Source organism: Corynebacterium sp. sy017, assembly GCF_017918135.1.
GTDB lineage: Bacteria > Actinomycetota > Actinomycetes > Mycobacteriales > Mycobacteriaceae > Corynebacterium.
Window position 1 is genome coordinate 122,722 of record NZ_RZUE01000004.1, and the last position, 25,239, is coordinate 147,960.

Genomic DNA, 25,239 nt, shown 5'->3' on the forward strand with positions numbered 1-25,239 from the left:
CTATGCGAGGGATACGCAATGCACTGCTTTTCCTGCCATCACTCATGGTGCATAGTAACTTTCGCTGCTAATGCTTCATGCATCTGTCGACGCGTATGCCTCGATGTCACTGCTTCGATAATCCGCAGCCCTGGCACATCAGTGGCGTCGATGAGCGCCTCGATGAGCTCTTGTGTGGACGTAACCTGTTGATAATCTATCTCATAGGCAGCAGCGATATCCTCAATATGCACCCCATGTGGCGTGCCAAATGCTCGCTCGAAACCGCTGCGATACGCAGAATCTCCTACTTCCAGAGTGGAGAAAATACCGCCACCATTATCATTAGCAACCACAATGGTTAAGTTTTCCGGGCGCGCAGAGTCGTGTGGAATGAGCAAACCACCAACATCATGTAAGAATGTCACATCGCCAAGGACAGCAACGCTGCGCGGAGCACGTATCTGATCTGGGTGTGCAGCCTGCACAGCTGTTGCCATGCCCATACTTTGCGATACGCATCCATCTATCCCGGCGGTGCCACGCGGACTAAGCGTTGGGATAGCGTCGAAAGGCAAACCGATTAAGGATGCGTCACGAATTGGGTTGGATGCGCCGAGAAAGAGCCAATCGCCAGTGGCGAGTGTGTCACCGACTGCAGCAAGCACGTGTAATCCGCTGAACTCATACGTGGGATCTTCTAAAACCTCGCGCACTGCTTGCACACCTAATTGACTTGCTGCCTCGCATATTTTCACCCATTGGGCGCTAGGCTCACCTGTAGTTGTGATCCGACTGCCCACAGCATGCGCATTGTGCGCAGGGTCGGTAATCACTTCAGTACGGCTGAGCACAAAAACCTTAATGTCAGGATCACTCATAAGCGCTAATACGTCACGGTGTAGCGTCGGATGCCCTACGACGATCACCTGCTGCGGTTTTGTCTCTACGACATAGCCTTGCCCACTTATTTGTTCGGTGGCGAAGATACCGGCTGCCAGTGGGTGAACTGGACGATAAGGTGCGGGTGCAGTTGGTTCCGCAATGGTGGGAACCTCTTGGAGCTGCTCAATCTCCCATGCTTCATCACCTGCAATCACCAAAGTATTTTGCGATAAATCAACACGTATTTCCCCATGATCTACCTGTGGGAAAACCGGGCGCGTTGTGGCGGCACGCTCTGTAATGTCCTCGCTCAATGAATGCTCGACCAAAGGGGTGTCGAAAGCAATGTTGAGATGCACTTGTGGGTGCTGGAATGTTGCAGCGATACGCTCTGTAATAGCTGTTTGCGTGGTGATGTGGCTTTGCTCGATATGTGTGTGGGGTATTCGAGCGCCAAATAATCCTTGTTGTTCGATAGTTTGGTTTGCCCCACAACCATGCAACTGTTGAGGACGATCCGCAGAGATAATTGCCAACGGGATATGCGCGTACTGTGCCTCTATGAGCGCAGGTAAGCAATTAGCTACCGCTGTTCCCGAAGTAGTGAGCACTGCGACTTGGCGTGGTCGGTGGTCTTTGTGGTGCTGTCTGCTCATGCCGAGGGCAAAAAATGCTGCGCTGCGTTCATCAATGCGCGTGTGTACTCGAATATCCGAGCGTGCCAATAAGGCGAGAGAGAGCGCAGAATTGCGTGAACCTGGGCAGATAACAATGTCAGTTAAGTGGCGGGCAAGTTCAGCAGCGATATAGCGGGCGAGTTCGGACGAAGACATCATGGCTGTTATTCTACCTCGCACTTTCATGGCCTACATAGCCTGCTTTGAGCACTTCCCATGCTTGGGCAAGTCGATCCAACCACCAATCTTTGCGCGAGCCAGATGCCGCTAATGCTGCTAGGCGCTCGGGTTCTGGAGCAAGCATGACAGTGCTGAGGTGACCGTCGATAAGCGGGCGAGCAGGGGTAATGTCTTCAACAAATAATTGTTGTGTGGCAAGACCAGCGGCGGCGGGAGGTTCTGGCAGAGCTGCCACTGCTGCTATCCCTGCATTCATGCCCACTCCGGTGTCAAGAGCACTTGCGACGGTAATCGCTAACCCACGTTGGCGCATGAATGAGCCGATCTCTAGTAGGCGGCGCACGCCACCCAAGGGCGCGGCTTTGACAATGGCGACATCGACTGCTTGTTGTTTGGCGACATGGTAAGGGTCAAGCGCGCGTCGGATGGATTCATCAGCAGCGATACGTGCTGTTATTCCTTGTGCAGCTAGTTCGCTGCGTAAGTGTTGGAGTTCTGCCACAGTGGCACAGGGTTGTTCGAGATAATCAAGCTGTCCAAGCTGCCCCAGGGCGTGCGCAGCTGCAAGTGCTTGGGCTGGCGACCACCCACCATTGGCGTCGACTCTGATTTTGAGGTGGGGGTCGTAGTCGCGTACTGCGGCGACTCTGGCACAGTCCTGGGCAAGGTTCTGCCCTGGTTCTGCTACTTTTACTTTGACAGTTTTGACCCCTGGATAGCCTGCCAATATCTCTGCAACTTCCGAGGGTTCCACTGCGGGGATTGTGGCATTGACCTCGATTTTTTCTCTTCTCGGAGCTGGTGGCGCCGCATATGCCATTTCTAGTCCACTGGCAAGCCACCATGCTGCTTCGGGTGCATCGTATTCTATGAAAGGAGAAAATTCTCCCCATCCAGCTGGTCCTTCGATAAGTAGGGCTTCGCGCACTGTGATACCGCGAAAACGAACTCGCATGGGTAATGCCACTACGTGAGCGCGTTGGCTGATTTCTTCTAGCGATGGTAGCTCGGGCAGATGTTCCAAAAGCATTGTTTTATCTTATAAGTTTGCGACGACGCGTCGTAAAGTTTTCTTAGCTAATCGGGTATGAGCTGGCACTTCTTTGGCGCTTACGCTTGTCACGACTGGTGTATTCACCCATCCCCCTACCCCGTTTTAGTGATTGGCGCCACAATATATTAGTTTCTTTATATGCAAATTATGCAAACTCCTCTTGCGCTTACCATAATCGGACTGTGCATTATCATCAGCACAGTTGCCATATTGATGCGTGGCAAAGTACATCCCATTGTCGCTATGAGTCTTATCCCTACCTTGGGAGCACTCGTTGCCGGCTTTGGTTTTAGCGGGGTGACCGAATTTTTTAGCGCCGGTCTAGAGTCCGTTATCAATGTTTCAGTTATGTTCATTTTTGCCATTATTTACTTTGGCATTATGTCTGATGTGGGGTTATTTACTCCATTGGTTAAAACCCTCATCATTGCCACTCGCGGCAATGTTATTTTGGTTGCCCTGGGCACTGCGGCAATCGCCATTGTGGCTCATCTTGATGGCGCCGGTGCCACCACATTCCTCATCACTCTCCCCGCACTATTGCCGTTGTATCATGCCCTGCATATGAGCCGATATGTGCTTTTGGCTATTGTCTCTTTGGCAGCAGCAGTCATGAATATGATGCCGTGGGCTGGTCCACTCGGACGTGCATCCTCGGTTATTTCCCAAGACCCCATCGACCTCTGGCAGCATATTTTGCCAGTACAGCTCATGAGTATTGTGGTCGTATTTATCATTGCTTTCTTTTTGGGGCTACGAGAGTCAAAACGTATCGCCGTGTTAAGGCGCTCGCCTGAGTTTGTTGGTCGCGCAGCAGTTGATGTTCATGACCTCGCGCGTAGCTTCGAGCAAACCCAAAAAGAAGAACAAGAAAAAGAAAATGTCAGCTACAGGCGCAGCAAAGGGGTTTTCGCGGCAAATGTGATCCTGTCACTGTTGCTCTTGGGAGTGCTCATGTCTGGTATTTTGCCACCAGCAGCAGCCTTTATGATTGCTACTGCAGTAGCTCTGCTGATCAATTTCTCTGATTCAGCACAACAAGCCCAAACACTAACCCGCCATGCCCCCAGCGCATTATCAATGGCTGGTGTTATTTTGGCTGCCGCTATGTTCCTTGGGGTGTTAAAAGAATCAGGAATGTTAGAGCATATTGCATTGAGCCTGTTGGCTGTACTTCCTACGTCTTTTGGTCCGTGGATTCACGTTGCTGTTGGATTACTTGGTGTGCCGCTTGATCTACTCACCTCTACTGATGCTTACTATTTCTCCTTGTTACCTGTGGTTCAAGAAACAGTGTCTGGTTTTGGCATCTCTGGTACAGGTGCAGCATCTGCACTGATTTTGGGCAATATCATTGGCACTTTCGTCAGCCCATTTTCCCCAGCATTATGGTTGGCAATTGGTTTATCAAAAACAAACATTGGTCGCCATATCAAATTTACGTTCCCTATTGCGTGGGCTTTTGGTATCGCGGTGGTGCTTATCGCGCACGTTATGGGCTTACTTGCCTAGACAGCCACTATCATTGGAATAATGACAACACCTACCCCAAGTACCGATAATCCATTCCGCGCTCATCTTTGGCAGCCTGTGGCAGGTTTTGAGCATTTCAGTGATATTAGCTATCACCGTCATCGTGGTCAGGGCCGAGAATACGGCATTGTGCGTATTGCATTTAATCGCCCCCAGGTGCGTAATGCTTTTCGTCCACATACCGTCGACGAGCTTTACCAGGCACTCGACCACGCGCGACGCAGCCCTGACATTGGCACAGTTTTGCTCACTGGCAACGGCCCAAGCAGTAAAGATGGTGGATGGGCTTTTTGCTCGGGTGGTGATCAGCGTATCCGTGGTCGTTCTGGCTACCGTTACGCTGAGGGGGAAACAGCAGATACCGTCGACGAGCAACGAACCAAAGCTGAGGGGGGTAGGCTGCATATTCTTGAGGTGCAGCGCCTGATTCGTACCATGCCTAAAGTTGTCATTGCTGTGGTCAATGGGTGGGCAGCCGGGGGTGGGCACTCTCTCCATGTGGTCTGTGATATGACCATTGCGTCTCGTCAAGAGGCACGGTTCAAGCAAACCGACGCTGATGTTGGCTCTTTTGACGCTGGTTATGGCTCTGCTTATCTGGCAAAAATGGTGGGGCAAAAATTTGCGCGCGAGATTTTCTTTCTCGGCAGAACCTATGATGCTGAGACTATGCAGCGCATGGGGGCGGTGAATATCGTTGCGGATCACGCGGAATTAGAAGATGAAGCAATCCAGGTAGCCAGAGAAATCAATGGCAAGTCTCCAACGGCACAGCGTATGTTGAAGTTTGCGTTTAACCTTACCGACGACGGACTCATGGGCCAACAGGTTTTTGCTGGTGAGGCCACTCGTTTGGCTTATATGACCGATGAAGCCGTCGAAGGTAAGAATGCTTTTCTGGAAAAACGCGACCCCGATTGGTCGCCTTTCCCCTACTACTACTGATTATCTTCCGCGGTTTCTGCAGTATCTACTACATCGCCTGTGATACCCAGGTCACCGGCGATGACAACATTGCCTGGGATAACGATATTTCCATCCTCGTCGTGTTCTAAGGCAATAACTGGTAATTCATTACCGTCCTCGTCATATCCAGGAGCAGGCTCTGCTTCATGTGCTTCGAGCTTTTCTGCGGTATCAGTTTTTTCCCATTGACGAGTAACGATGCGTTGTTCAGCGGCAGAGTCATCATTCATGCCCTTGATGAGGGAATACATCATGACAAATTGGGTGAGGAAGAATGGGAACGCCACAATAATGACAACTTCCTGCAAGGTACTAATTCCGGAGTTAGGACTTGCAATCAACAACGCTCCAGCTACTGCCCCAATTGCTACTGCCCATAACACCCGGTACCACGTTGGACTGAACTCTTCTTCCCCGGTAGCGAGCATATCGTTAATCATGCCTGCGGAATCAATTGAGGTGATGAAGAACAGCACCACGATCACCAGTGCAAATACACTCATTACCGTTGTCCACGGGAAATGCTCTAGGAAACCAAAAAGCGCAAAAGGAACATTACCGTTTTCGACCACCTCAGTAGCTAACGCCCCTGGATTGTTAAGCTCAATGTCAATACCAGCACGCCCGAAAATACCAAACCAAATAACACTGAAGATGGTGGGCAAAAGCAAAACACCACCAATGTATTCGCGTACGCTGCGTCCACGAGAAATTTTTGCAACGAACATTCCCACAAAAGGCGACCAACATATTGTCCATGCCCAGTAGAACACTGTCCATTTACCCTGCCAACCAGGGTTATTATCGAAAGAATCTGCCCAGAACATGACCTCTGGGAGTTTATCGGCGTAAATACCAAAACTTTCCACACTAAAACGCAACAAAGCAAGCGTGGGACCAGTGACTACCACAAAAAGCATGAGGAGTACGGCAAAAAGGATATTGAGGTTACTTAAAAACTTAATGCCCTTATCAAGACCACTGGCCACCGAAAAACTCGCGGCAACAGTAATGACCACAATAATCAGTAGCTTTACCCAACTGATTTCTGGCACACCCCACAAATAGTTCATACCGGCATTGATCTGCAATACCCCCAGCCCCACGGACACACCAATACCAAAGGTGGTAGCGATAATAGACAAAATGTCAATCAACTTACCAGGTAGCTCATATATTTTTGTCCCAAGAACAGGCGCAAAAACACTGGAAACACGTGGTGGTAGTTTACGTTTATAAATGAAGTACCCTAATGCTAGACCAGGCAGTGCTGAAATAGCCCACATATGCAGACCAAAGTGATAGAACGTAAAACCAAACGCTTCTAGAATGGCATTTTCGCTCATCGGAGCCGCATTTTGCTGAGGCACATTCACGGCATGGTTGAGTGGTTCTGCCACACCCCAGAACATCAGCACTGCACCGATACCACCGGCAAAGAGCATACAAAACCAGGCGATTAGGGAATGTTCTGGTTCCTCGTCGTCATCGCCAAGGCGTAGTCGTCCGAAACGAGAAACGAATACGCCAATGAGAAAAATGAAGATCAGCGATACGCCACCTATATAGAGCCATCCGACGTTGCGCAGCATCCACCCGGCAATGGTGGAGAAAAAGTTAGTGGCGGTGTCGCCAAGAAGAATCGTTGCGACGATAAAGGCAACGATAAATCCTAATGCGCCAAGAAAAATTACTGGGTCAGACTTCAAGCCGCGTTTTTTCTCTTTACTCACGGGCGAAGCTGCTAAGTGTTTACTCACGAGATAAACTTTCTGTCACGTTATAAGAACCTTTTAAGAGTACAAAAACTATCACGCGACGCACCTTCATTCCGGCGTGCAAAATGCATATTGCTGGGGAAATGCGAAAAACAGTTAGCCAATTGTTATCACTCAGTAACTTTTTAGCTATAAAAACTCACTCATATCACCGCATTATGTCGCCAACGCTCTACACTGATTTCTGTGCACCGATTAGAACCCCTCATAATCGACCCTTCCCCCACAGGCATCGATCACGCACTCGACGTGTTAGAGACAGCTATCGCCGGTGAGCGCAGCTTTGCCCCCTTACCACACAATGACCGCAATCGCGCCCAATTACTACAACGCACACATCGTATTGGCGAACCCATTGACAGCGACATTGCCCTGGTCATGTCCACCTCTGGTACCACTGGCACACCTAAAGGGGCACTGCTTAGCCCCACCAATCTCGTTGCCTCTGCCGACGCCACTCATCAATTCTTAGGCGGCGCCGGCACGTGGCTGCTGGCTATGCCTGCCTATCACATCGCTGGTATGCAGGTGCTTATTCGTTCTTTAGTGGCGGGAACCAACCCAGTATCTATCGACGTAAGCACTGGTTTTCATGTCAGTGATTTCGCCTATGCCGCTGCACAATTACGCGCTGAGTCCACACGTTGCTACACTGCCTTAACTCCCCTACAGCTACTTAAAGCTATGGACACGCTACAAGGCATTGAGGCATTGCGGCTTTTCGACGCCATTCTGGTTGGTGGCGCACCTTTGCGCGCGGAGGATCGTCGGGCAGCAAAGGAATTGGGTATCACCGTGATAAGCACCTATGGCAGTTCCGAAACTGCTGGTGGGTGCGTTTATAATGGCACGCCTATTCCAGGTGCAGAACTAAAAATTGTGTCCGAACGCATCTATGTGGCAGGTCCTATGGTTGCCCGTGGTTATCGCAATAGTGACCAAAACGCAGATTCCTTTATTGACGGTTGGTATGCCAGCAATGACACAGGTTTCTTAGCGCAAGGCATATTGCAGGTGACTGGCAGAATCGACACCATCATCAATTCCGGTGGGCTAAAAATACACCCTGAGGTGCTAGAACAGCGCCTGGCAGAGGTGGCTGGTATTGAGAGTGTATGTATCGTGGGTATCCCCGACTCCAAGCTCGGGCAAGCAATTGCTGCTGCCTATACTGGCAGTGCTGCGCCCACAGATATTATCGAAGCTCTCGACGATCTGCCCCGCTGGCAATTGCCACGGCATATTCTCAAGGTGGAGCAGTTGCCTCTTATTGGGCCGGGGAAAGTGGATCGGGTGGGCGTCGAAAAGCTCATGACAAAGATGGCATAATGGCACGCATGGCTTCACCTAATTTTGAGCATTGGCTCATCGGCGCACGCCCGCATACCTGGGCTAATGCTTTTGCACCTGTGATTGTCGGTTCTGCTGTTGCGGCTGCTTATGGAGGGTTTAACTGGGTACGCGCGCTACTGGCAGCTGTGGTGGCATGGGCGCTCATTATCGGGGTCAATTATGCCAATGACTATTCCGACGGCATCCGCGGCACTGATGAAGATCGCACTGGTCCTCTCAGACTCACTGCTTCTGGCGTGGTAGCTGCACAGCACGTCAAATACGCTGCTTTTTTCGCTTTTGGTGTGGCAGCTGCGGCGGGAATCATCTTGAGTGTGCTCAGTGCGTGGTGGCTCATTCTCGTGGGTGCACTATGTATTCTTGGCGCGTGGTTTTATACCGGTGGGAAAAATCCTTATGGGTATCGCGGTCTTGGTGAGGTCGCGGTTTTTGTGTTCTTTGGTCTGGTTGCAGTGCTGGGCACTGTGTTCACGCAGTTAGGTCGCATTACTTGGGAAGGGGTTGCGTGTGCTGTGGGAGTAGGTGCTATTTCTGCTGGGGTGAATCTGGTGAATAATTTGCGTGATATTCCCACGGATAGCCAGACAGGGAAAATCACCCTTGCGGTACGTTTGGGGGACGCGCGCACACGTATGCTCTATTACGTACTGCTCAGTACGCCTTTTGTAGTCAGTTGTGTGTTGTTGCTGCGTACCTGGTGGGCTGCTTTGGGATTGTGTGCTCTTATTTTTGCAGTGCATGCTGCTCGTCCAGTAGTGGCTGGAAAAACTGGTCGTGAGCTTATTCCCGTCTTAGGGCTGACTGGGCGCACTATGTTGGTGTGGGCGTTGCTGACTGCTGTGGCATTGTGCGTAGGCTAGGTTTCTTCCTCAGTTATTTTCTGCGCCTTGAGCTGGATAAACCCTGGAATGAGGAGGGGAATCAAGTAGCATATAGCTGCACCGGCTGCCATTACTATGGTTACGTGTTGTGCTGGGAAAGCCGCGATAATGGGATATGCAAGAAGAAGCCCTAGTGGGCCGAGCATGAGGTTTGCGTCTGCGGCAAATGCAAATGCTTTACCGCGTTGCTCCGCGGGGAAATGAGAAGCCACCCATGCATTAAATACTGGTTGTGCCAGTGCGTTTGTCACGCGCCCAAGAGACATAAACACTAAGGCAAACCAGATCAGTGGGTGGAACATGGCAAAAATATAGGACACAGCCATGAGCACTTGGGAACCGGCTAGGAAGAACCCAGGGATAGGAATGTTTTTTACCAAACGAGTGATGATATTGCCCAGGAGTAGTAGCCAACTTGGTAGTGCCGCCCATAGACCTAAAACCGCGGGGCTAAACGTATCGACCATGACTATGGGTGCTGATGTGCTCACGATTTGCAGTGGTACTGCTGCGATAATGCCAACGAGAACATAAGCAGATAACCAGCGTACTTGCGCAATCACTGCCCATGATTGTTGAAAAGACCGGTCGATTCTCAACGCATTGCCCAACAGCGTTCGCATAGATTCGCCATGGTCGTGCACCCCGTGGAGTTCTTGGTGTTTACGATCGACGTAAGCCCAAAAGAGCGCACTGCATAGGAATGTGACTACGTCGATTGCGAAACCACATCTGTAACTGTGCTGTGTCACGATAACGCCGCCTAAACCACCGCCGAGCGCTAAGCCAATTCTGCTGAGCATAGCGTTGGTGGCAAAGACTTGGGAGCGTTGGGCTACGTCGTTGGTTAATTGTGCCCAAATTGCAGAGACGGCAGGTCGATACAGGCAAGCCATGATGCCGTTGATAAAGAATGCAGTGCAGATAAGGATGTAATTGTGGCCGAAGGCTAATGCTGCGGTGGCGATCATTCGACATAGTTCGCTCACCCATGCGATTCGGGGGCGGGCAATGCGGTCCACGAGGGGAGCAAGGAAAGCAACGGATAGGGATAGTCCCAGAGAGAGGAAGAATAAGGGCAGGACGATTCCATGTTGTGATGTCACATCTAGCAGGTAGAACACCAAAATGGCGCCGGTGAGTCCATTGCCAAAATTGGTGAGCATGGCATTGGCGCGGATGTGTAGCCACAATCTGGGGTTAGTGGGCATGGTGTTATTCTTTCTCGTGATGTCCTTGCGAGTGTCTCGACATAACACCAGTATTCTATCAATTGATAGAAACTGTGGGTGGGAGCAGCACCACAGCCCATCATCAAAAATTAGCGCTTAGCTAATTCTTCTTTCACCCACTGCTTATAGGCTTTATGCTGCGTATGCCACTGCTCCAGTGCCCCAGTGGCCTGCACCCGCAATCCCTTGAACACAAAAACAGATAGGGGCAACGCCACAATGAGCGCTAATGTTGCCGAAATCAGAATCGGAACAGGCGCACCAATTGCCAAAGCCAATGCCTGAATAACAATTGTAAGAAGTAAAAACAGACCTAGGCGCGCCAAACCGTAGAGCATAATACTGCGGCGTGCTTTTGCTGCCGCGGTGGGGTCTTTGTGCGGCGGTGCGGAAGTCTTTGCCCCAGCCGCAGAATCAGCCGCAATATCAGAGCTGATGGGGCTGGCAGAAGTTTCTTCAGGGGTATTATGCTGCTTAGTCATCTTCTCCAGCTTAGCAATATCGTGATTATTCCATACAACCGCATAAAAGGTAGGCTGGAACTAATTTATTTGGGTCTTGGTGAAAGGATAACAATACACAATGGGAAGACTATTGCTCCTGCTCCTCATTGTCGCCGCGCTGGTATTGGTGTGGCGTGCTTTTGGTCCACGCTCTTGGAAACGCAATCAGCAGCCTCGTACCCCAGAGATTAAAGGGCCCGACGACGATGAGAACTTCCTCTGGGAAATTGAGAAGAATCGCTTTAAGGAGCGTCGGGCGCGGGAAGAAGCCCAGCGCCAAGAGCAAGAACGGCAGCGCAGGCTCAACAAACCTGGGGATACTGACCCAGAGACTTCCCCAGAACGCTAGTCTGGGGGCATAATCGCGCTTAGTTGACCCCAGCGTAGGAATGTAGCCCAGAAACCACCATGTTGATGAAGAAAAGGTTGAAGATCATCGTCGCAAGGGCAAGAATGTTGATCCATGCTGAGCGCGAATCACGCCATCCTGCGGTCGCTCGTGCGTGCAAATACGCAGCGTAAAGGATCCAGGTAATAAAGGCGACAGTCTCTTTGGGATCCCAACCCCAGGGGCGACCCCACGCTGACTCTGCCCATATCGCCCCAAGGATAATTCCTAAACCAAATACCGGAACAGTGATGATGGCAGTTCGGTAGGCAATGGCATCGAGCATTTTTGCGCTAGGTAGTGGCTTTGCCAACGCACCAAAGAAATTATTGCTTTCTTCCCCAGCAGGTTGCGCCATACGAATCAAATACAATAGCGACGCAACTCCAGAGATTAACCCGATAGAAGCACCGGTGGATACTGTGGATACGTGGATCGGGAACCATACTGACTGCAATTGTGGAATCAGCGGCGCAGAATCCGTGTAGAGTTTTGTTCCGCCGAAAAAGAGCAACGCTAAAATCGGCACCAATACCCAAGACCACATGATCCTTAGTTCTTTGCGCTGAAGATATAACGCAGCGCCTACCATGCAGAACAGGGAAATGACCAGGATGTACTCATAAAGGTTGCCGAAGGGAAAGCGGGAGGCGGATAGTCCGCGGGTAATCACAGCAACTGCGTGCACGATAATGCCCAGCCACACAATAGTTTGGGTCATGCCTGCTGCTTTTTCCGCAGCTTTCTCTTTCTTGGCAACTGCGTCGGAAGAAGCTACTGGCACGGCAGTTTTTTCTTCAGTATCTTGAGCGCTGCCGCCAGCAAGAACTGGTGTTTTAGCCGCCAAAAATTTTTGCTCCCGACGCATATCCACAAGCGCTTTACTGCGCACATAGTAAAGAATGGACAGCACTAACCCGATGAAATAAATAACAAAGGCAGAGACATACGCCGAGTCAGATAGTGACGCCAAAGTGGTGTTGATATTCATAGCCGCACAATGCTCTTTTCAGCTCATTTTTTATCAAGACGAATAGTAAAAATACCTATAGCCACATTACTCTTGGGAAGAAAACTAGCCAAGGTCAATCTTGTTCTTCATAGTCAATTCCCAGGATAGTGCAATGAATCCTGTGGTATTCCTCACCCCAACCAGCACGATCAGTACGCGCCAAACCAGCGGTTTCCACATAGGTGGCGTGCTCCCCCAATGGGGTAATGCGCACCCAGATTCTTCTCCGCTTGATCATCAATGACCCAACCAAGGACACTAAGGACACCAATGTCCAGGCAAGAATCCAGCCTTGGGCAGGGTTGTGCGAAATTTGGTAGTTGGCGAACTCCTCCGCGCCGTCGAAGGTGACAATGGTGCCATCATCCAAAGTCACCGACTGGCCTTTAGTGAGGTTCACTCGCTCCAAACGCTGCAACTGACCAGAATGAATCAAGCTATTATCCAGGGTGAACAGCCCCTGACCAACGCCAGTATCCAAACCATTATCGCCTCGGTAAATATCAATGGCCACTGCGGGGTCGGTCATTGTCGGATAGCGGGAGCTGAGCAATTCATTATTTTCACCCGACCATTGGGCGGTCGGTGCGAATAGTCCTTGGATTGCTAATTGCTGTTGGCGACGCTGATAAAGATCCGGGTACAGTCCCGCTGGCGGGTCAAAGCGCATAGCTCCTGAGGACAAGAAATAGGTCAAATCATCAGGGCGCCACTGCACGGTTTGGGTGCGCTTTTGCCCATTAGGCCAGGTGATAGTGAAGGTCGGTGCAAAACCATGACCCTGGAGATATACGCGGTCACCAGCAATACGCAATGGGTGATTGACTCGCAGATTAAACTCTTTCCACGTTGCAGAATCAGTGTTAATCTCATCACCTTGGGCATAACTAATCCGCGAGCTATACATCTTTGCTTGCCCATTGGGCAGATAGTCCGCCTTAAAGTCATGCACCTCAAAACAAAACGGGCTTAACCCTGTTCCGTCAAAGGTAGGTCCTGCCTTAAACGAGTCATAATTAGCCGTGGCAGTATTACAAAACTGCGTGTTCATCTTGTCTTTTTCAGAGGCAACCACAATCACTTGCCCCTCATAGCTATAGAGCTTGCCGACGGCAATCGCAATGAGCATTCCCACAATGCCTAAGTGGAAACACAAATTAAAAAACTCCCGCAAATAACCACGTTCAGCAGCAAAGGAACGAACACCAGCGCGATCTTCTTGTGGGCTATAAGCCGCCAAGTGCCAGCGTCGAAAAGCGCGGCGAATATCTGCTTCTACCTGCTCCTGTGATTTTTCCACACTGCCAGCTTCGTGCAGCGGCAAGCGTTCAAGATTCTTAGGCGCACGCACCGGCGGCATTTTCATTGCTTTGTAGTGGTCAATGGTGCGCGGAATGATACAGCCAATCAAAGATACAAAGAGGAGAAAGAAAATGGCAAGGAACCACGAAGAATTGAATACGTCGAATAGTTGCAGCTTGTCATAGATTTTTGCCACATTGCCATTATTTTCAATGTACTCAGTGACTTTTCCTTCATTGAGCGAACGCTGTGGCAATAAAGCACCAGGAATGGCACCTAGTGAGAGCAAAAAAAGCAGTACCAAAGCTGTGCGCATCGAGGTAAGCCAATGCCACGCTTTTTTGATCGCTTTAATTATTGCACTCATCATAGTTTTCACGCTGACCAATCTTCTAAATTAATGGCACACCAAAATCGACAATACGCTCAATAAGCTGGCGCACCCACGTAATAAATATATCCCACGCACCGGTGAGCAATGCCACGCCCACCACAATCAACAACACCCCACCTATGCGCTGGATAGTGCGACTATGGCGCGCCAAAAAACCTACCGCACCCATCGCTTTTGCTGACCCCAATGCCACCAATAAAAAGGGAATTCCCAATCCAAGACAATATCCCAACACAAGCACCACGCCACGCGCCGCAGTCATACCCTGAGTACCAGCAGAAATAGAAACAATTGCTGCCAATGTTGGCCCTAAACACGGCGTCCATCCCAAAGCGAACACGCCACCTAGTAATAGCGCGCCTAAGCGCGTCGACCAGCGTCGAGGCGCAATACGATGTTCACCCTGCAGAAAAGGAATAGCTCCCATGAAAACCAAGCCCATGAGGATGGTCACCACTCCGCCAATGCGCATGAGTAGCTGAGAGTTCAGTGCAAGCACACTGATTGCCCCAAAAACAGAAACTGTAGCAAGCACAAAAATAATGCTGAACCCTGCAATGAATAATGCCGCTGCCCCAGCTACTCGCCACCGCGCAGCACGAGCAACAGTGGGCTGATCCTTGCTGTAGTCAACTTCCGCTCCCACGATTCCAGCCAGATAAGAAATATAGCCCGGCACCAGCGGAACGACGCAGGGGCTAGCAAAAGAAACCAATCCAGCAGCTGCCGCAGCTAACACACCTAAGGCAAGTGGTCCGGTGGCTACTAGGTCGGCAAAATGCTGCCCAATACTTGCCCCGCTCATGCCTCAACCAAGGGTTTGACCACGTCTAACACATCTTTAGCAGTAATTTCGCGCAGGAATACTGCCGCTGGGCGGTGTTGTTTATCAAGGATAATGGTGGTAGGAACCACAGATGCCGGAACACCACCGAGCTGAGCTGCTGTCTTGAAAGGTGGGTCATAGATACTCGGGTAGCTCAAACCATTATTCTGCACAAAATCTCGAGAGGTTTCTGGGTCAAAGTCACGCACATTAATTCCTAGGACTGTGCCATTATGCTTTGCCAAAAACTCTTGCACTTCTTGGAGATCATCAGACTCACTACGACATGGCGCACACCATTGCCCCCACGCGTTCAGCACCACTACCTGACCAGCGAAATCGCTGAGTTTGATCGTAGTATTTTCGTCCATAAGCGCAGGTCCAGAGAAATCTGCAATAGGGCTGCGCTCATCTTCAGGATAGAAAATCTCTTGCTTGCCGTCGGGAGAATAAAACTCAAAAGTACCACCAATTGCCACAGCGTCTTTACCTGCGGTGTTGTCATCACTACAGGCAACAATCCCGCCTAGGGCAGCAACACATAATAATTGGGCACATACTTTTGTTAGCTGTTTATGCAAACTACGCATTTAGATCTCCCGAGCCGGTTCTGAATAGATACACTCGACGAGCTCCCGGTCATGGAACACCAAAGAACTCACACTAGCAAGTTCACAGCGACGCGCAGCAGGATTATGCGCCAACTTTTTCCCTTGCGCATAACGCTGCACACACACAATAGGTAACTGATGGCTCACAAGAATTGCCTCATGACCTTCGGCTTCACGCCTAGCAGACTCGATGGCGGTAAGCATACGAGTCAAAATATCCTCATAATGCTCACCCCAACTAGGCAGCATAGGGTTATGCATAAGCGGCCAATGCACTGGATTCCACAGTTGAGAACGCAGACTCTTAACCCGCAACCCCTCATAGCGGTTACCAGCCTCTAAGAGCAGCTCGTCTATGCTATTGTCCAAACCTGTCACCTGAGCGATAGGCGCTGCGGTTTCCTGCGCGCGCTCCAAGGGCGAGCTACGTAATATCGCAACATCATGCCCAGCGAAAGCGGCAGCAGTTGCCGCTGCCATTGATTCACCCCGTGCTGATAAATGGTAATCAGGCAAGCGCCCATAAAGAATACGCTCCGGATTATGTACTTCGCCATGCCGCACAAGGTGGACAATCGTCGTAGAACTCATAGTGCCTTTCTGCCAGATGAGGTCAATAATTATTTCTACTCTACCCAATAATTATGCAAGAATTATGCACGTTCACGCAGCCTGCTCTACGCTGCCTATGGCTTGTTACACCGGCTGTGCTGCCGCTGCCGCAGGTGCTGCCTGAGCAAGTGCTTTTTCAATACGCTCAAAATCATTGTCACCGAGCGCAGAGGACACAAACCACGTCTCGAATACACTCGGTGGCGCATACACCCCGTTGTCTAGGAGCGCATGGAAAAACGGAGCATAACGGAATGTCTCCGCCGCTTTCATCTGCGCAAAGTTATGCCCCTCGCCTTCAGCGAAACGAATAGAGAAAAATGTTGCGGCACGCTGGATATGATGTGCCACCCCTGCTTTGCTTAACGCCGTACTCGCCAAATCTGCGACCTTATCAGCATTGGCGCGGATCACATCATAGACCTCTGGTGTAGCCAATTCCAGGGACTTCTTCCCCGCCGCCATCGCCACAGGATTACCAGACAAAGTACCAGCCTGATATACCGGTCCTACTGGCGCTAGATATTCCATAATCTCCCGACGCCCACCAAAAGCCGCAGCAGGCAATCCACCAGACACAACCTTGCCAAAAGTGGTTAAGTCACCAGCAACATGATCAACACCAAACCAACCTTGATAGGAAGTGCGGAACCCGGTCATTACCTCGTCGAGAATCAACAAGGCACCATGAGCATGGGCGATTTCTTTGAGCTTGGCATTAAAATCATGCTGCGGTGCCACAGTACCCATATTGCCAGCGGCAGCCTCAGTAATAATGCACGCAATACTATCTGGATACGTAGCAAAGGCCTGCTCTACCCCTGCAAGATCGTTATAGTCCACCACAATAGTATCGCCTGCCTGAGCACCAGTTACACCAGGTGAATCCGGCAAAGCAAAAGTCGCAACCCCGGAACCAGCTGACGCAAGCAACGCATCCACATGACCGTGATAGCAACCAGCAAACTTAATTATTTTTGACCTGCCAGTATAGCCACGCGCCAACCGCACCGCCGACATAGTAGCCTCAGTGCCAGAGTTCACCATGCGGACTTCTTCCACGCTGGTTCGATCCACAATCAACTGAGCTAACTCCACCTCAGACTCAGTAGGAGCACCAAAACTCAGCCCTTGAGCTGCTGCTTTAGCCACAGCCTCCACAATCTCTGGGTGTGCATGCCCAAGCAGCATAGGACCCCACGAACACATTAAATCTACATATTCATTACCATCGACGTCATACAAAGTGGCACCGCGTGCAGATTTAATAAACCGCGTTTGTCCACCGACAGAACCAAAAGCACGCACTGGGGAATTCACTCCACCGGGGATAAGGTTTTGGGCGGCGTCGAAAAGCTCGCGGGAACGAGAAATATGTGCAGTCATGACTCCATTGTAAGGCAGAGGCGCGACATATAGTTTACGGCAACTATTGGGCAGCACTGTCTTTCTTTGGTTTTGCAAAGATACCGCTCACGATACCACCGATGAGAAAGAAAACGGCGGCCACTGCTACAACCACGATGATGAGCATAGGAATGTGGGCAATGCCAAAGGTCAACTCAGTATTTCCTGCAGCATTCTCCTTGGCATGGGCATACACCATCCCCCACAAACCTGAGCGATAAAACTCTTTCTCGTTGGTACTGAAAATGAGGTAAAGGATTGTGCCTATCGCACTCGCCACCACAACAAGGAACGATAGCATTACTGATAATGAGAGACGTTTAATCATGATCAGACTCCTAATGTAATCGGGAATGGTCACGCAGTAGTGTGATTCCCCATGCTGCTACCACTACCACAACTACCCCAAAGACTACGCCATAACCCCATGTGTTAAGAGAAAATAGTGACGTCACCAGTGATGTCATCAGAACAACACTCATGAGGATTCCTAATCCTACCAATGCAGAAATTGGATTATCGTGCGCAGCTGGAACCAATATACCTGCTGTTGTTGTCAGCGGTATGCTGCTGACACATCCAAGGCATATCACCACGGTATGCAGCCCAAAATTACCGCTCAGAAATGAGCCTAAAATGAATAACAACGCAATGGGAATACACAGCCATACCAGGGCTTTTACCAGATAACAATACTCCCGTGCAGGGGAAATTACTCTGCTATACATTTTCCGCAACGGGCGCACTGTGGAATAAGAATAAATCCCCATGCACGCAATCAATTCTAATGAACACTCAGGTGGCAACATTCTGCTTTTAAGAATTGCCACATAGCCAAGCACGCTGAATAATACCGCAATCCAGGTTTCCTTTGAGCGAATAATGCTCATCATTATGGCTATCTCAACGCTCCTGGCTACTGATGTTTGCTGCGCAACAAGACCAGCGAAAGAAACACCAGGATAATGCGCCTTAAGATACATTCGAGTGCTTATTCCTAGCGGAGAATGTGTTACCACGGCAAAAGTTATACACACAGCAAAGGCGACAAAGAACACCAAGGTGCTTACTACCATGCCATTATGTACCAAAATTCTTGTTAAAACATTAGACCATCGCCAATAGTTTTCCCCTTTGCTAAAGGCAGTGGTGAGCGTCGATAAGCCATACGTAATATCAGCGCTAATCACTAACGCTACCCCTACCGTTAGGATCAGAGCCACATGGCTGCTTATTGCCTGCAATCTAAGAACGCGTGCGCCTTTCTCCAACAGGTTATATGCAATGATCAGGGCGAGGAGCAATAGGATAAATGGGTACACTATGCTCGTGAGGCTCTCAGATAGGGAACTGAAACCACACGCTAATGTCAATGAGATAAGGGACGGAAGCAAGAAGAATGTTGCGCACAATGTAGCTATTGTAAGCTCCATCAGAAAAAGAGCCATCCTGCGCTGAAAATCAGTAATAGGCATGGAAGTCGTGAGTTTCATCAAGCTACCAGTACGCATAAGCAGTAGCTTTGCGACGAGAAACCCAATAGTTGCCCACAATGGAATAACTAAATTAGAAAGCCCAAGGACAAGCCTAATCGACGACTCATTAATCCCAATTTTTTGATAAAAGAGAAAAGAAATTATCGACGATGAAAACACAATAACCACAAGGGCTACCAGCAACATGACACGCGCCCATTTCTCTTTGAGCACCCCTACCGACAATAGCTGCCGAACTTGGTGCTTAAATAAGAAAAGATAGAGCGTAACCACCATGCTGCTGCGTGCTCTTATGTCACCCATAGTTCTCTCATTTCCCTTTTCTACTGACTTACTCATTCAGAAAACGATCGACTATGGCGCTTGCAGTACCATACTCTTTTTCTAGCTCGGCACGCGCCGCATCATAAACAACTGCGCCATCTTGTATGCACATGACTCGGGTGGCGAGTGTATCCAATAATTGCGGATCATGCGATACCACCATCACCAGATTTTCCCTGCTCAAAGACGCAAGATCCTCACCCGCCCTGAGCATAGAGCGGCGATCAATTCCATTAAGCGTTTCATCGAGCATGGTAAAAGGAAGACGCAACATCAACGCCGCAATAAGCTGTATCTTCTTTTTCATTCCATGCGAGTATTCCTCAATAAGTTTGGTTTCCCACTCTGCCATGTCATAGCGCGTGAGATACTGAGCAAAAACATCAGCCGCAAAAGGTTTTTTGTATAGCTTCAGATACAGCGCAACTAATTCACGACCAGTCAGATATTCTGGAAGATCCTCATTGCCCGACAAATAAAGAAGATTCGATTTAGCAGATAACGTAGTAGTGCTTTGTTCATTCCATGTCACACCACCCGCGGCAGGCTTTAATAGTCCGGCACATAGTTTCAGCAATGTGGACTTTCCCGAGCCATTCTCCCCGAACATACCGATGAGTTCACCACGTCCAGCTTGGAAATGAACTCCCACTACAGCTGAGGAATGTCCTGGATAACTGTACTCTACGTGGTTTACTCTCAACATTTCTGCCTGCACTTATGATGAGGGAATGATACTTGATACTGGACGACAGTAGTATCAGTTAAACACAGCAGCTCACACGCGGCAATAGTTATGAGTCGGTATTGACAGTAGTTAGATGAGGCAAGTAAGAGAAAAGTCCTAGCACTGGTTGGTGCTAGGACTTTTAGATTTCTAAGAAACAAAAATTACGCTGCGCGCAGATGTCCGCCAGTAGTAACTTTAGGACGGTCTTTCTTCGCTGTGCTCTTCGCCTGCTTAGCGACGTTATCCTTTACACTTTCAGAGATAACAGTCTTAGGTGCAGGCTTAGATTCTGGCTTAGAATCGGCAGGTTTATCCTGCTCAGGCTCTACAACAGTAGTAACAACCTCACCCTGCTCTGTGTCTGTGTCAGGCACAGTTGGTGGAACAACAGGAATCTTAGGCTCCTCACGCTTCTCAGGACGCTCACCAGGCTTCACAGGTTTCTCCTGCTCAGGCTCCTGTGGTTCTTCACTTGGAGTAGGCTCCTCAGACTCCTGTGGTTCCTCGCTAGAGGTTGGTTCCTCAGTTTCCTTAGAAGGCTTAGCAGGCTCAACCTCCTCTTCCTCAGAAGGCGTTGGTTCCTCAGACTCTACAGGCTCCTTGCTAGGTGGCACCTCAGACTCCTCATCAGGACACAATGTAATATGCTGGAAGCCCTGATCGCAGTTATCCTCAGCACCCTTAAGCGAACCATAATAATGCCCTATAGCAGTCAAATGGAGATTAAACGTCTGTGCGTAAGCACCATACTTACCATCAACAGCCGGCTCTATATCAGCGCCAATGGTATCAACACGACCTGTATTCTGTGTCACCGCACAGGTTCCCACACCAGTTAAACCATCAGAGGTACCCTGTTTTTTATATAAGTCAATAATCTTGTTACGAGTATCCTCAGACTGCTCAGCAGTTGTCACAGGAGGCAATTCACCACTACGAGCCCACGGGTACTCTTTCAAGGATTTGCAACCTTCCTCAGCACTACCAGGTCCACCACCTTCGCCAGAACACCTCCACAGCATATTCTCCGCACGAATCGGCACATACGTATCCTCGCCAACAGATTCCACCGTACCAGTAACCTCAAAGGTAAATACGCCCGGCGCATTCAATCCAACCTGATAGAAATCCCAATCAGGCTGGTTCTCAAAAGTAGAAGGATCCACACCATACGTCGCAACGGAATCCTTAACTTCACTCAACGAACCATAAGGATTCTTCACAAACGACGACAATCTATATGTGTCGTTATCAGTCACATCAGCCAATGTTTCAACGACAGGAACCTCATAATCCACCTCTTGAGCAGGAACATAGGATCCATACGGGTCTTCTGAATCCACTCGTGCCACAATATTTCCCTGCACATCACGCCATACTTTATTATCAAAATCCAACTCTGCTGGTATGTGCACCACTTTGATCGATACATCTTTGACAGTGGATGGGATCATAATCTGTGCACCACGAGAGGTTTGGAGGTGATCCTCAGAAGTTAATAATTTTGCTAACTGCACCTGCCACGTGACCTGCTTTTCATCCCCCACTTGCTCTACACAGGTAGAACCTGTATCACAGTTCGCACCACCCCACGAACCATGAACATTATCAATACCATCACTATCGGCAGGACCGGCTAATACCGAGGGGGGGGGGCTAGAAAACCCGCACCAAGCATACTTACGGCAGCCACTGCCGCAGCACGCTTAGCAAAACGATTCAACAACATTATTTCCTCAATTTCTTCTTCCTAGGAAAAGAACAAAAACACTTCTCAATCTCCCTCAACCACACAAAGCTGAGAAAAACCTAAAAGCATTTCTCATCATAACCCAAGAAACGCAGAAAGTCCTAGCACCATCGGTGCTAGGACTCTTGCGTAAAACAAAAATTACGCTACACGCAAGTGACCACCCGTAGTAACTTTAGGGCGATCTTTCTTCGCTGTGCTCTTCGCCTGCTTAGCGACATTATCCTTTACGCTTTCAGAGATAACGGTTTTAGACTCAGGCTTAGAGTCAATCTTGGACTCGGTTTTAGCCTTAGGCTCAGCGGGTTTATCCTGTTCAGACTGCACAGGCTTGCCGGTAATCTCAACAGATTTGTCCTCAGGCTCCACCACAGTAGTGATAACCTCAGCGTCAGGCAACGTTGGCGGAACCATAGGAACCTTAGGCTCCTCACGCTCTTCAGGACGCTCACCAGGCTTCACAGGCTTAACCTGTTCAGGTTCATCAGAAGGTGTAGACTCCTGAGTTTCCTCACTTGGTGTTGGTGCCTCAGACTCCACAGGCTCATCGCTAAAGGTTGGTGCCTCAGAATCAGTTGGTTCCTCTGTTTCTTTAGAAGGCTTAGTAGGCTCAACCTCCTCTTCTTCAGAAGGCGTAGGCTCTTCAGATTCCTGTGGCTCATCAGAAGGAGTAGGTTCCTCAGACTCTACAGGCTCTTCACTAGGTGGAACCTCAGTCTCCTCATCAGGACAAAGAGTAATATGCTGGAACCCCTGGTCACAATTATCCTCTCTACCACGCAACGAACCAAAATAACTCATTCCAGGATTCAACTTAAGATTAAACGTACGCGCATACGCACCATACTTACCCTCAGCAGCGGCCTCAATATCAGTACTAATCGTGTCAAACCGACTTGTATTACGGGTTACTGCACAGGTTCCCACACCAGTCAAACCATGAACAGTACCCTGGTCCTCATACACTGCAGCAATCTTCTTGCGTACGTCGTCGGATTGTTCTTTCGTCATCACAGGAGGCAATTCATCCGTCAAAGCCCATGACCATGTATCATTCATCTTCAAGGAAGTACAATTTTCCTTGCGATCTTTAAGTTCATAGTCATCGTTCACGGGGCTACATCGGTTTATCATGTTTTCTGCGCGAATCGGAACATACGTATCTTCACTAACCGACTCAACTGTACCGGTCACCTCGAAAGTAAAAATACCAGACTGATTCAACTTAACCTGATAAAAATCCCAATTAGGTTGCTCTGGGAGAGCAGACTTCTTTACCCCATACTGGTAGTACACCTCAGACATATCCACACGAGTATCCTTCGGAGCAGGGGCTCCCTCTGGAATAGCATCAGGATCATCATACTCAAGGCTCAGATCATCTTTTTCATCTGGTTTAATCGGATTTTTCACAAAGGAAGATACTGCATAAGTACCACTATCAGTAACATCATCTATCGAATCAACAATAGGAACCTGATAATCTACCTCTTTATCTGGCCAAATACTGTCAGGATCATCACTAGATAAATTTAGTCCATCATCACTGACTGGCATATGAGTGAGCTTAATAGACACATCTTTCACCGTGGATGGAATCATAATCTGTGCATGATGAGACACATATCCAGACATTAGACCATGATCATCTGGTATCGCCAATGGCGATACCTGCACCTGCCACGTCACTTGTGCATCATCACCTATTTGCTTCACACAAGTAGAACCCGTATCACAGTTCACACCACCATACGAACCACGTGGTCCACCATTCATGGCTAATACCGAGGGGGGGGGGCTAGAAAACCCGCACCAAGCATGCTTACGGCAGCAACAGCCGCAGCACGCTTAGCAAAACGTTGTAAAAACATATTTCCTCTATTCTCCTAGGAAAAAGAACAAAAAAAGCACTTTCCAGATTCCCCTCAACCACACAAAGCTGAGAAAAACCTAAAAGCCCCCTCATCATAACCCAGGACATAAAGAAAGTCCTAGCACCATTGGTGCCAGGACTCTTGCATGAAACAAATCATTACGCAGCGCGCAGATGTCCGCCAGTAGTTACTTTAGGACGGTCTTTCTTAGCCTGCTTAGCGACGTTATCCTTTACGCTTTCAGAGATAACAGTCTTAGACTCCTCACGCTCCTCATCAGGACACAACATCCTCATCAGAACACAAAGTAATATGCTGGAACCCCTGGTCACAATTATCTTCACTACCAAGCAGTGCACCATAATAATTCACTGCAGGGTTCAAGTGAATATTAAACGTCTTCGCATATTTCTGATAACGATCACCAACAGGCGACTCAATATCACTACCAATCGTATCGAAACGACCAATATCCGCCGTCGCCGCACAGGTTCCCACACCAGTTAAACCATGCTTCGTACCCTGCTCAGCATACAAATCAACAATTGCTTTACGAGTTTCTGCAGACTGCTCAGCAGTTGTCACAGGAGGCAATTCACCAGTACGCGCCCAATCGTACTCTTTCAGAGATAAACAACCTTCCTCGGCGCTACCAGGTCCACCACCTTCTCGAGCACACTTCCACAACATATTCTCAGCCCGAATCGGCACATAGGTATCCTCACCAACAGCCTCAACAGTACCGGTGACCTCAAAAGTAAATGAGCCCGGCACATTCAAGCCGATTTGGTAGAAATCCCACTCAGGCTGCTCCTCAAAGCTAGAAGGTTCAACACCATATAGAGCCCCTTCATCATCAGCTAAAGAACCATGAGGATTCTTCACAAACGACGACACCTTATACGTGTCATTGTCAGTAAGTTCCTCCACTGAATCAACAATCGGAACCTGATAATCCACCATCTTCGCAGGCACAAGACTCTCTTCTAAATCTGCGCCTTCAATCGGCATATGAGTGAGTTTGATGGATACATCTTTCACAGTGGATGGGATCATAATCTGGGCACCACGAGTAGTTTGGATGTGATTCTCAGACATCGCCAACGGTGACAATTGGACCTGCCAGGTGACCTGTGTTTCATCACCTACTTCTTTCACACAACTAGAGCCAGTGTCACAGTTCGCACCACCCCAAAAACCGTGGACAGTATCAGTAAAAACGTTACTAGAGTAAGTGCCACCGCCCGTAGCTGATACCGAGGAGGGAGATAGAAAACCCACACCAAGCACACCAACGACAACCGCAGCCGCAGCACGCTGAGCAAAACGATTCAATACCATTATTTCTCTTTTCTCTTCTAGGGAAAATAATCAACTCTTACACGCAGGCAAGGAAGTAACTTTAAGCTGAGATAAACCTAAAATCTTTCTTATCTTATCCTAAGACACGAAGAAAGTCCTAGCACCAGTGGTGCCAGGACTCTTGCATGAA

The 25,239-nt window shown here is 49.3% G+C and carries 23 protein-coding genes; 5 read left to right on the top strand and 18 right to left on the bottom strand.

Features of this window, described 5'->3' with window-relative positions; translation table 11 throughout:
• Nucleotides 1–38: 38 nt before the first annotated feature.
• Together menD and EML15_RS09140 are read right to left on the bottom strand one after the other, a co-directional pair.
• Nucleotides 39–1,700 (bottom strand): 2-succinyl-5-enolpyruvyl-6-hydroxy-3-cyclohexene-1-carboxylic-acid synthase, encoded by a 1,662-nt coding sequence (menD, locus tag EML15_RS09135; protein WP_144275336.1) that lies wholly within the window; start codon nt 1,698–1,700, stop codon nt 39–41.
• A gap of 10 nt (nt 1,701–1,710) precedes the next feature.
• Nucleotides 1,711–2,751 carry an o-succinylbenzoate synthase gene (locus tag EML15_RS09140; RefSeq protein ID WP_144275334.1) on the bottom strand — a complete coding sequence of 347 codons (1,041 nt, stop codon included), beginning with the start codon at nt 2,749–2,751 and terminating at the stop codon, nt 1,711–1,713.
• Between the two features lie 171 nt (nt 2,752–2,922).
• Between EML15_RS09140 and EML15_RS09145 the strand changes: the two genes are divergently transcribed.
• Together EML15_RS09145 and EML15_RS09150 are read left to right on the top strand one after the other, a co-directional pair.
• Nucleotides 2,923–4,287: a citrate:proton symporter gene (locus tag EML15_RS09145; RefSeq protein ID WP_144275332.1), complete on the top strand. Its 1,365-nt coding sequence runs from the start codon at nt 2,923–2,925 to the stop codon at nt 4,285–4,287.
• A 21-nt stretch (nt 4,288–4,308) separates the two neighbouring features.
• Complete coding sequence (locus tag EML15_RS09150; RefSeq protein ID WP_144275330.1) at nt 4,309–5,253, top strand: 1,4-dihydroxy-2-naphthoyl-CoA synthase; 945 nt, start codon at nt 4,309–4,311, stop codon at nt 5,251–5,253.
• On the opposite strand, the gene EML15_RS09155 is transcribed toward EML15_RS09150, so the two are convergent.
• Nucleotides 5,247–7,034 carry a BCCT family transporter gene (locus EML15_RS09155; RefSeq protein WP_144275328.1) on the bottom strand — a complete coding sequence of 596 codons (1,788 nt, stop codon included), beginning with the start codon at nt 7,032–7,034 and terminating at the stop codon, nt 5,247–5,249. The two genes, EML15_RS09150 and EML15_RS09155, sit on opposite strands and share 7 nt — an antisense overlap.
• Before the next feature lie 204 nt (nt 7,035–7,238).
• On the opposite strand from EML15_RS09155, the gene menE reads away from it, so the two are divergent.
• Both menE and EML15_RS09165 read left to right on the top strand, forming a co-directional pair.
• Complete coding sequence (gene menE, locus EML15_RS09160; protein WP_144275326.1) at nt 7,239–8,381, top strand: o-succinylbenzoate--CoA ligase; 1,143 nt, start codon at nt 7,239–7,241, stop codon at nt 8,379–8,381.
• Nucleotides 8,382–8,389: 8 nt separating this feature from the next.
• The gene (locus EML15_RS09165) at nt 8,390–9,265 is read left to right on the top strand and encodes a 1,4-dihydroxy-2-naphthoate polyprenyltransferase (RefSeq protein WP_144275324.1); all 876 of its coding nucleotides are present in this window, start codon (nt 8,390–8,392) and stop codon (nt 9,263–9,265) included.
• Here EML15_RS09165 and EML15_RS09170 read toward each other — a convergent pair.
• A complete protein-coding gene (locus EML15_RS09170) occupies nt 9,262–10,497 on the bottom strand; it encodes an MFS transporter (RefSeq protein ID WP_144275322.1) in 1,236 nt (411 codons plus the stop codon). The genes EML15_RS09165 and EML15_RS09170 overlap by 4 nt on opposite strands.
• Nucleotides 10,498–10,607: 110 nt before the next feature.
• Nucleotides 10,608–11,000, bottom strand: a complete 393-nt coding sequence (locus tag EML15_RS09175; RefSeq protein ID WP_144275321.1) for a DUF4229 domain-containing protein — start codon at nt 10,998–11,000, stop codon at nt 10,608–10,610.
• A 100-nt stretch (nt 11,001–11,100) separates the two neighbouring features.
• Between EML15_RS09175 and EML15_RS09180 the strand changes: the two genes are divergently transcribed.
• Nucleotides 11,101–11,370: a hypothetical protein gene (locus EML15_RS09180; RefSeq protein ID WP_144275319.1), complete on the top strand. Its 270-nt coding sequence runs from the start codon at nt 11,101–11,103 to the stop codon at nt 11,368–11,370.
• Nucleotides 11,371–11,389: 19 nt separating this feature from the next.
• Here the strand turns inward: EML15_RS09180 and ccsB are convergent, their stop codons facing one another.
• From ccsB to EML15_RS09245, 13 genes are all read right to left on the bottom strand, one after another.
• Complete coding sequence (gene ccsB, locus EML15_RS09185) at nt 11,390–12,400, bottom strand: c-type cytochrome biogenesis protein CcsB (RefSeq protein WP_144275317.1); 1,011 nt, start codon at nt 12,398–12,400, stop codon at nt 11,390–11,392.
• 94 nt (nt 12,401–12,494) lie between these two features.
• Nucleotides 12,495–14,090: a cytochrome c biogenesis protein ResB gene (locus EML15_RS09190; RefSeq protein WP_144275554.1), complete on the bottom strand. Its 1,596-nt coding sequence runs from the start codon at nt 14,088–14,090 to the stop codon at nt 12,495–12,497.
• 25 nt (nt 14,091–14,115) lie between these two features.
• Entirely contained in the window at nt 14,116–14,922 is an 807-nt protein-coding gene (locus EML15_RS09195; RefSeq protein ID WP_144275315.1) for a cytochrome c biogenesis CcdA family protein, read from the bottom strand.
• Nucleotides 14,919–15,533 carry a TlpA disulfide reductase family protein gene (locus EML15_RS09200; protein ID WP_144275313.1) on the bottom strand — a complete coding sequence of 205 codons (615 nt, stop codon included), beginning with the start codon at nt 15,531–15,533 and terminating at the stop codon, nt 14,919–14,921. Before EML15_RS09200 ends, EML15_RS09195 begins: the two co-directional genes overlap by 4 nt.
• Nucleotides 15,534–16,145: a histidine phosphatase family protein gene (locus tag EML15_RS09205; protein WP_144275311.1), complete on the bottom strand. Its 612-nt coding sequence runs from the start codon at nt 16,143–16,145 to the stop codon at nt 15,534–15,536.
• A gap of 105 nt (nt 16,146–16,250) precedes the next feature.
• A complete protein-coding gene (gene hemL / locus EML15_RS09210; RefSeq protein ID WP_144275309.1) occupies nt 16,251–17,552 on the bottom strand; it encodes a glutamate-1-semialdehyde 2,1-aminomutase in 1,302 nt (433 codons plus the stop codon).
• Nucleotides 17,553–17,595: 43 nt separating this feature from the next.
• A complete protein-coding gene (locus EML15_RS09215; RefSeq protein WP_144275307.1) occupies nt 17,596–17,901 on the bottom strand; it encodes a hypothetical protein in 306 nt (101 codons plus the stop codon).
• 10 nt (nt 17,902–17,911) lie between these two features.
• On the bottom strand, nt 17,912–19,372 hold the full coding sequence (locus EML15_RS09220; RefSeq protein ID WP_144275305.1) for a hypothetical protein: 1,461 nt from the start codon (nt 19,370–19,372) through the stop codon (nt 17,912–17,914).
• A gap of 28 nt (nt 19,373–19,400) precedes the next feature.
• Complete coding sequence (locus EML15_RS09225) at nt 19,401–20,099, bottom strand: ABC transporter ATP-binding protein (protein ID WP_144275303.1); 699 nt, start codon at nt 20,097–20,099, stop codon at nt 19,401–19,403.
• A gap of 185 nt (nt 20,100–20,284) precedes the next feature.
• Complete coding sequence (locus EML15_RS09230; protein WP_144275301.1) at nt 20,285–21,670, bottom strand: hypothetical protein; 1,386 nt, start codon at nt 21,668–21,670, stop codon at nt 20,285–20,287.
• Between the two features lie 344 nt (nt 21,671–22,014).
• Nucleotides 22,015–23,649, bottom strand: a complete 1,635-nt coding sequence (locus EML15_RS09235) for a hypothetical protein (protein WP_144275299.1) — start codon at nt 23,647–23,649, stop codon at nt 22,015–22,017.
• Nucleotides 23,650–23,905: 256 nt separating this feature from the next.
• On the bottom strand, nt 23,906–24,043 hold the full coding sequence (locus EML15_RS09240) for a hypothetical protein (protein ID WP_210472006.1): 138 nt from the start codon (nt 24,041–24,043) through the stop codon (nt 23,906–23,908).
• Nucleotides 24,024–25,088: a hypothetical protein gene (locus tag EML15_RS09245; RefSeq protein WP_144275296.1), complete on the bottom strand. Its 1,065-nt coding sequence runs from the start codon at nt 25,086–25,088 to the stop codon at nt 24,024–24,026. The genes EML15_RS09240 and EML15_RS09245 overlap by 20 nt, the downstream gene beginning before the upstream one ends.
• Nucleotides 25,089–25,239 lie beyond the last annotated feature (151 nt).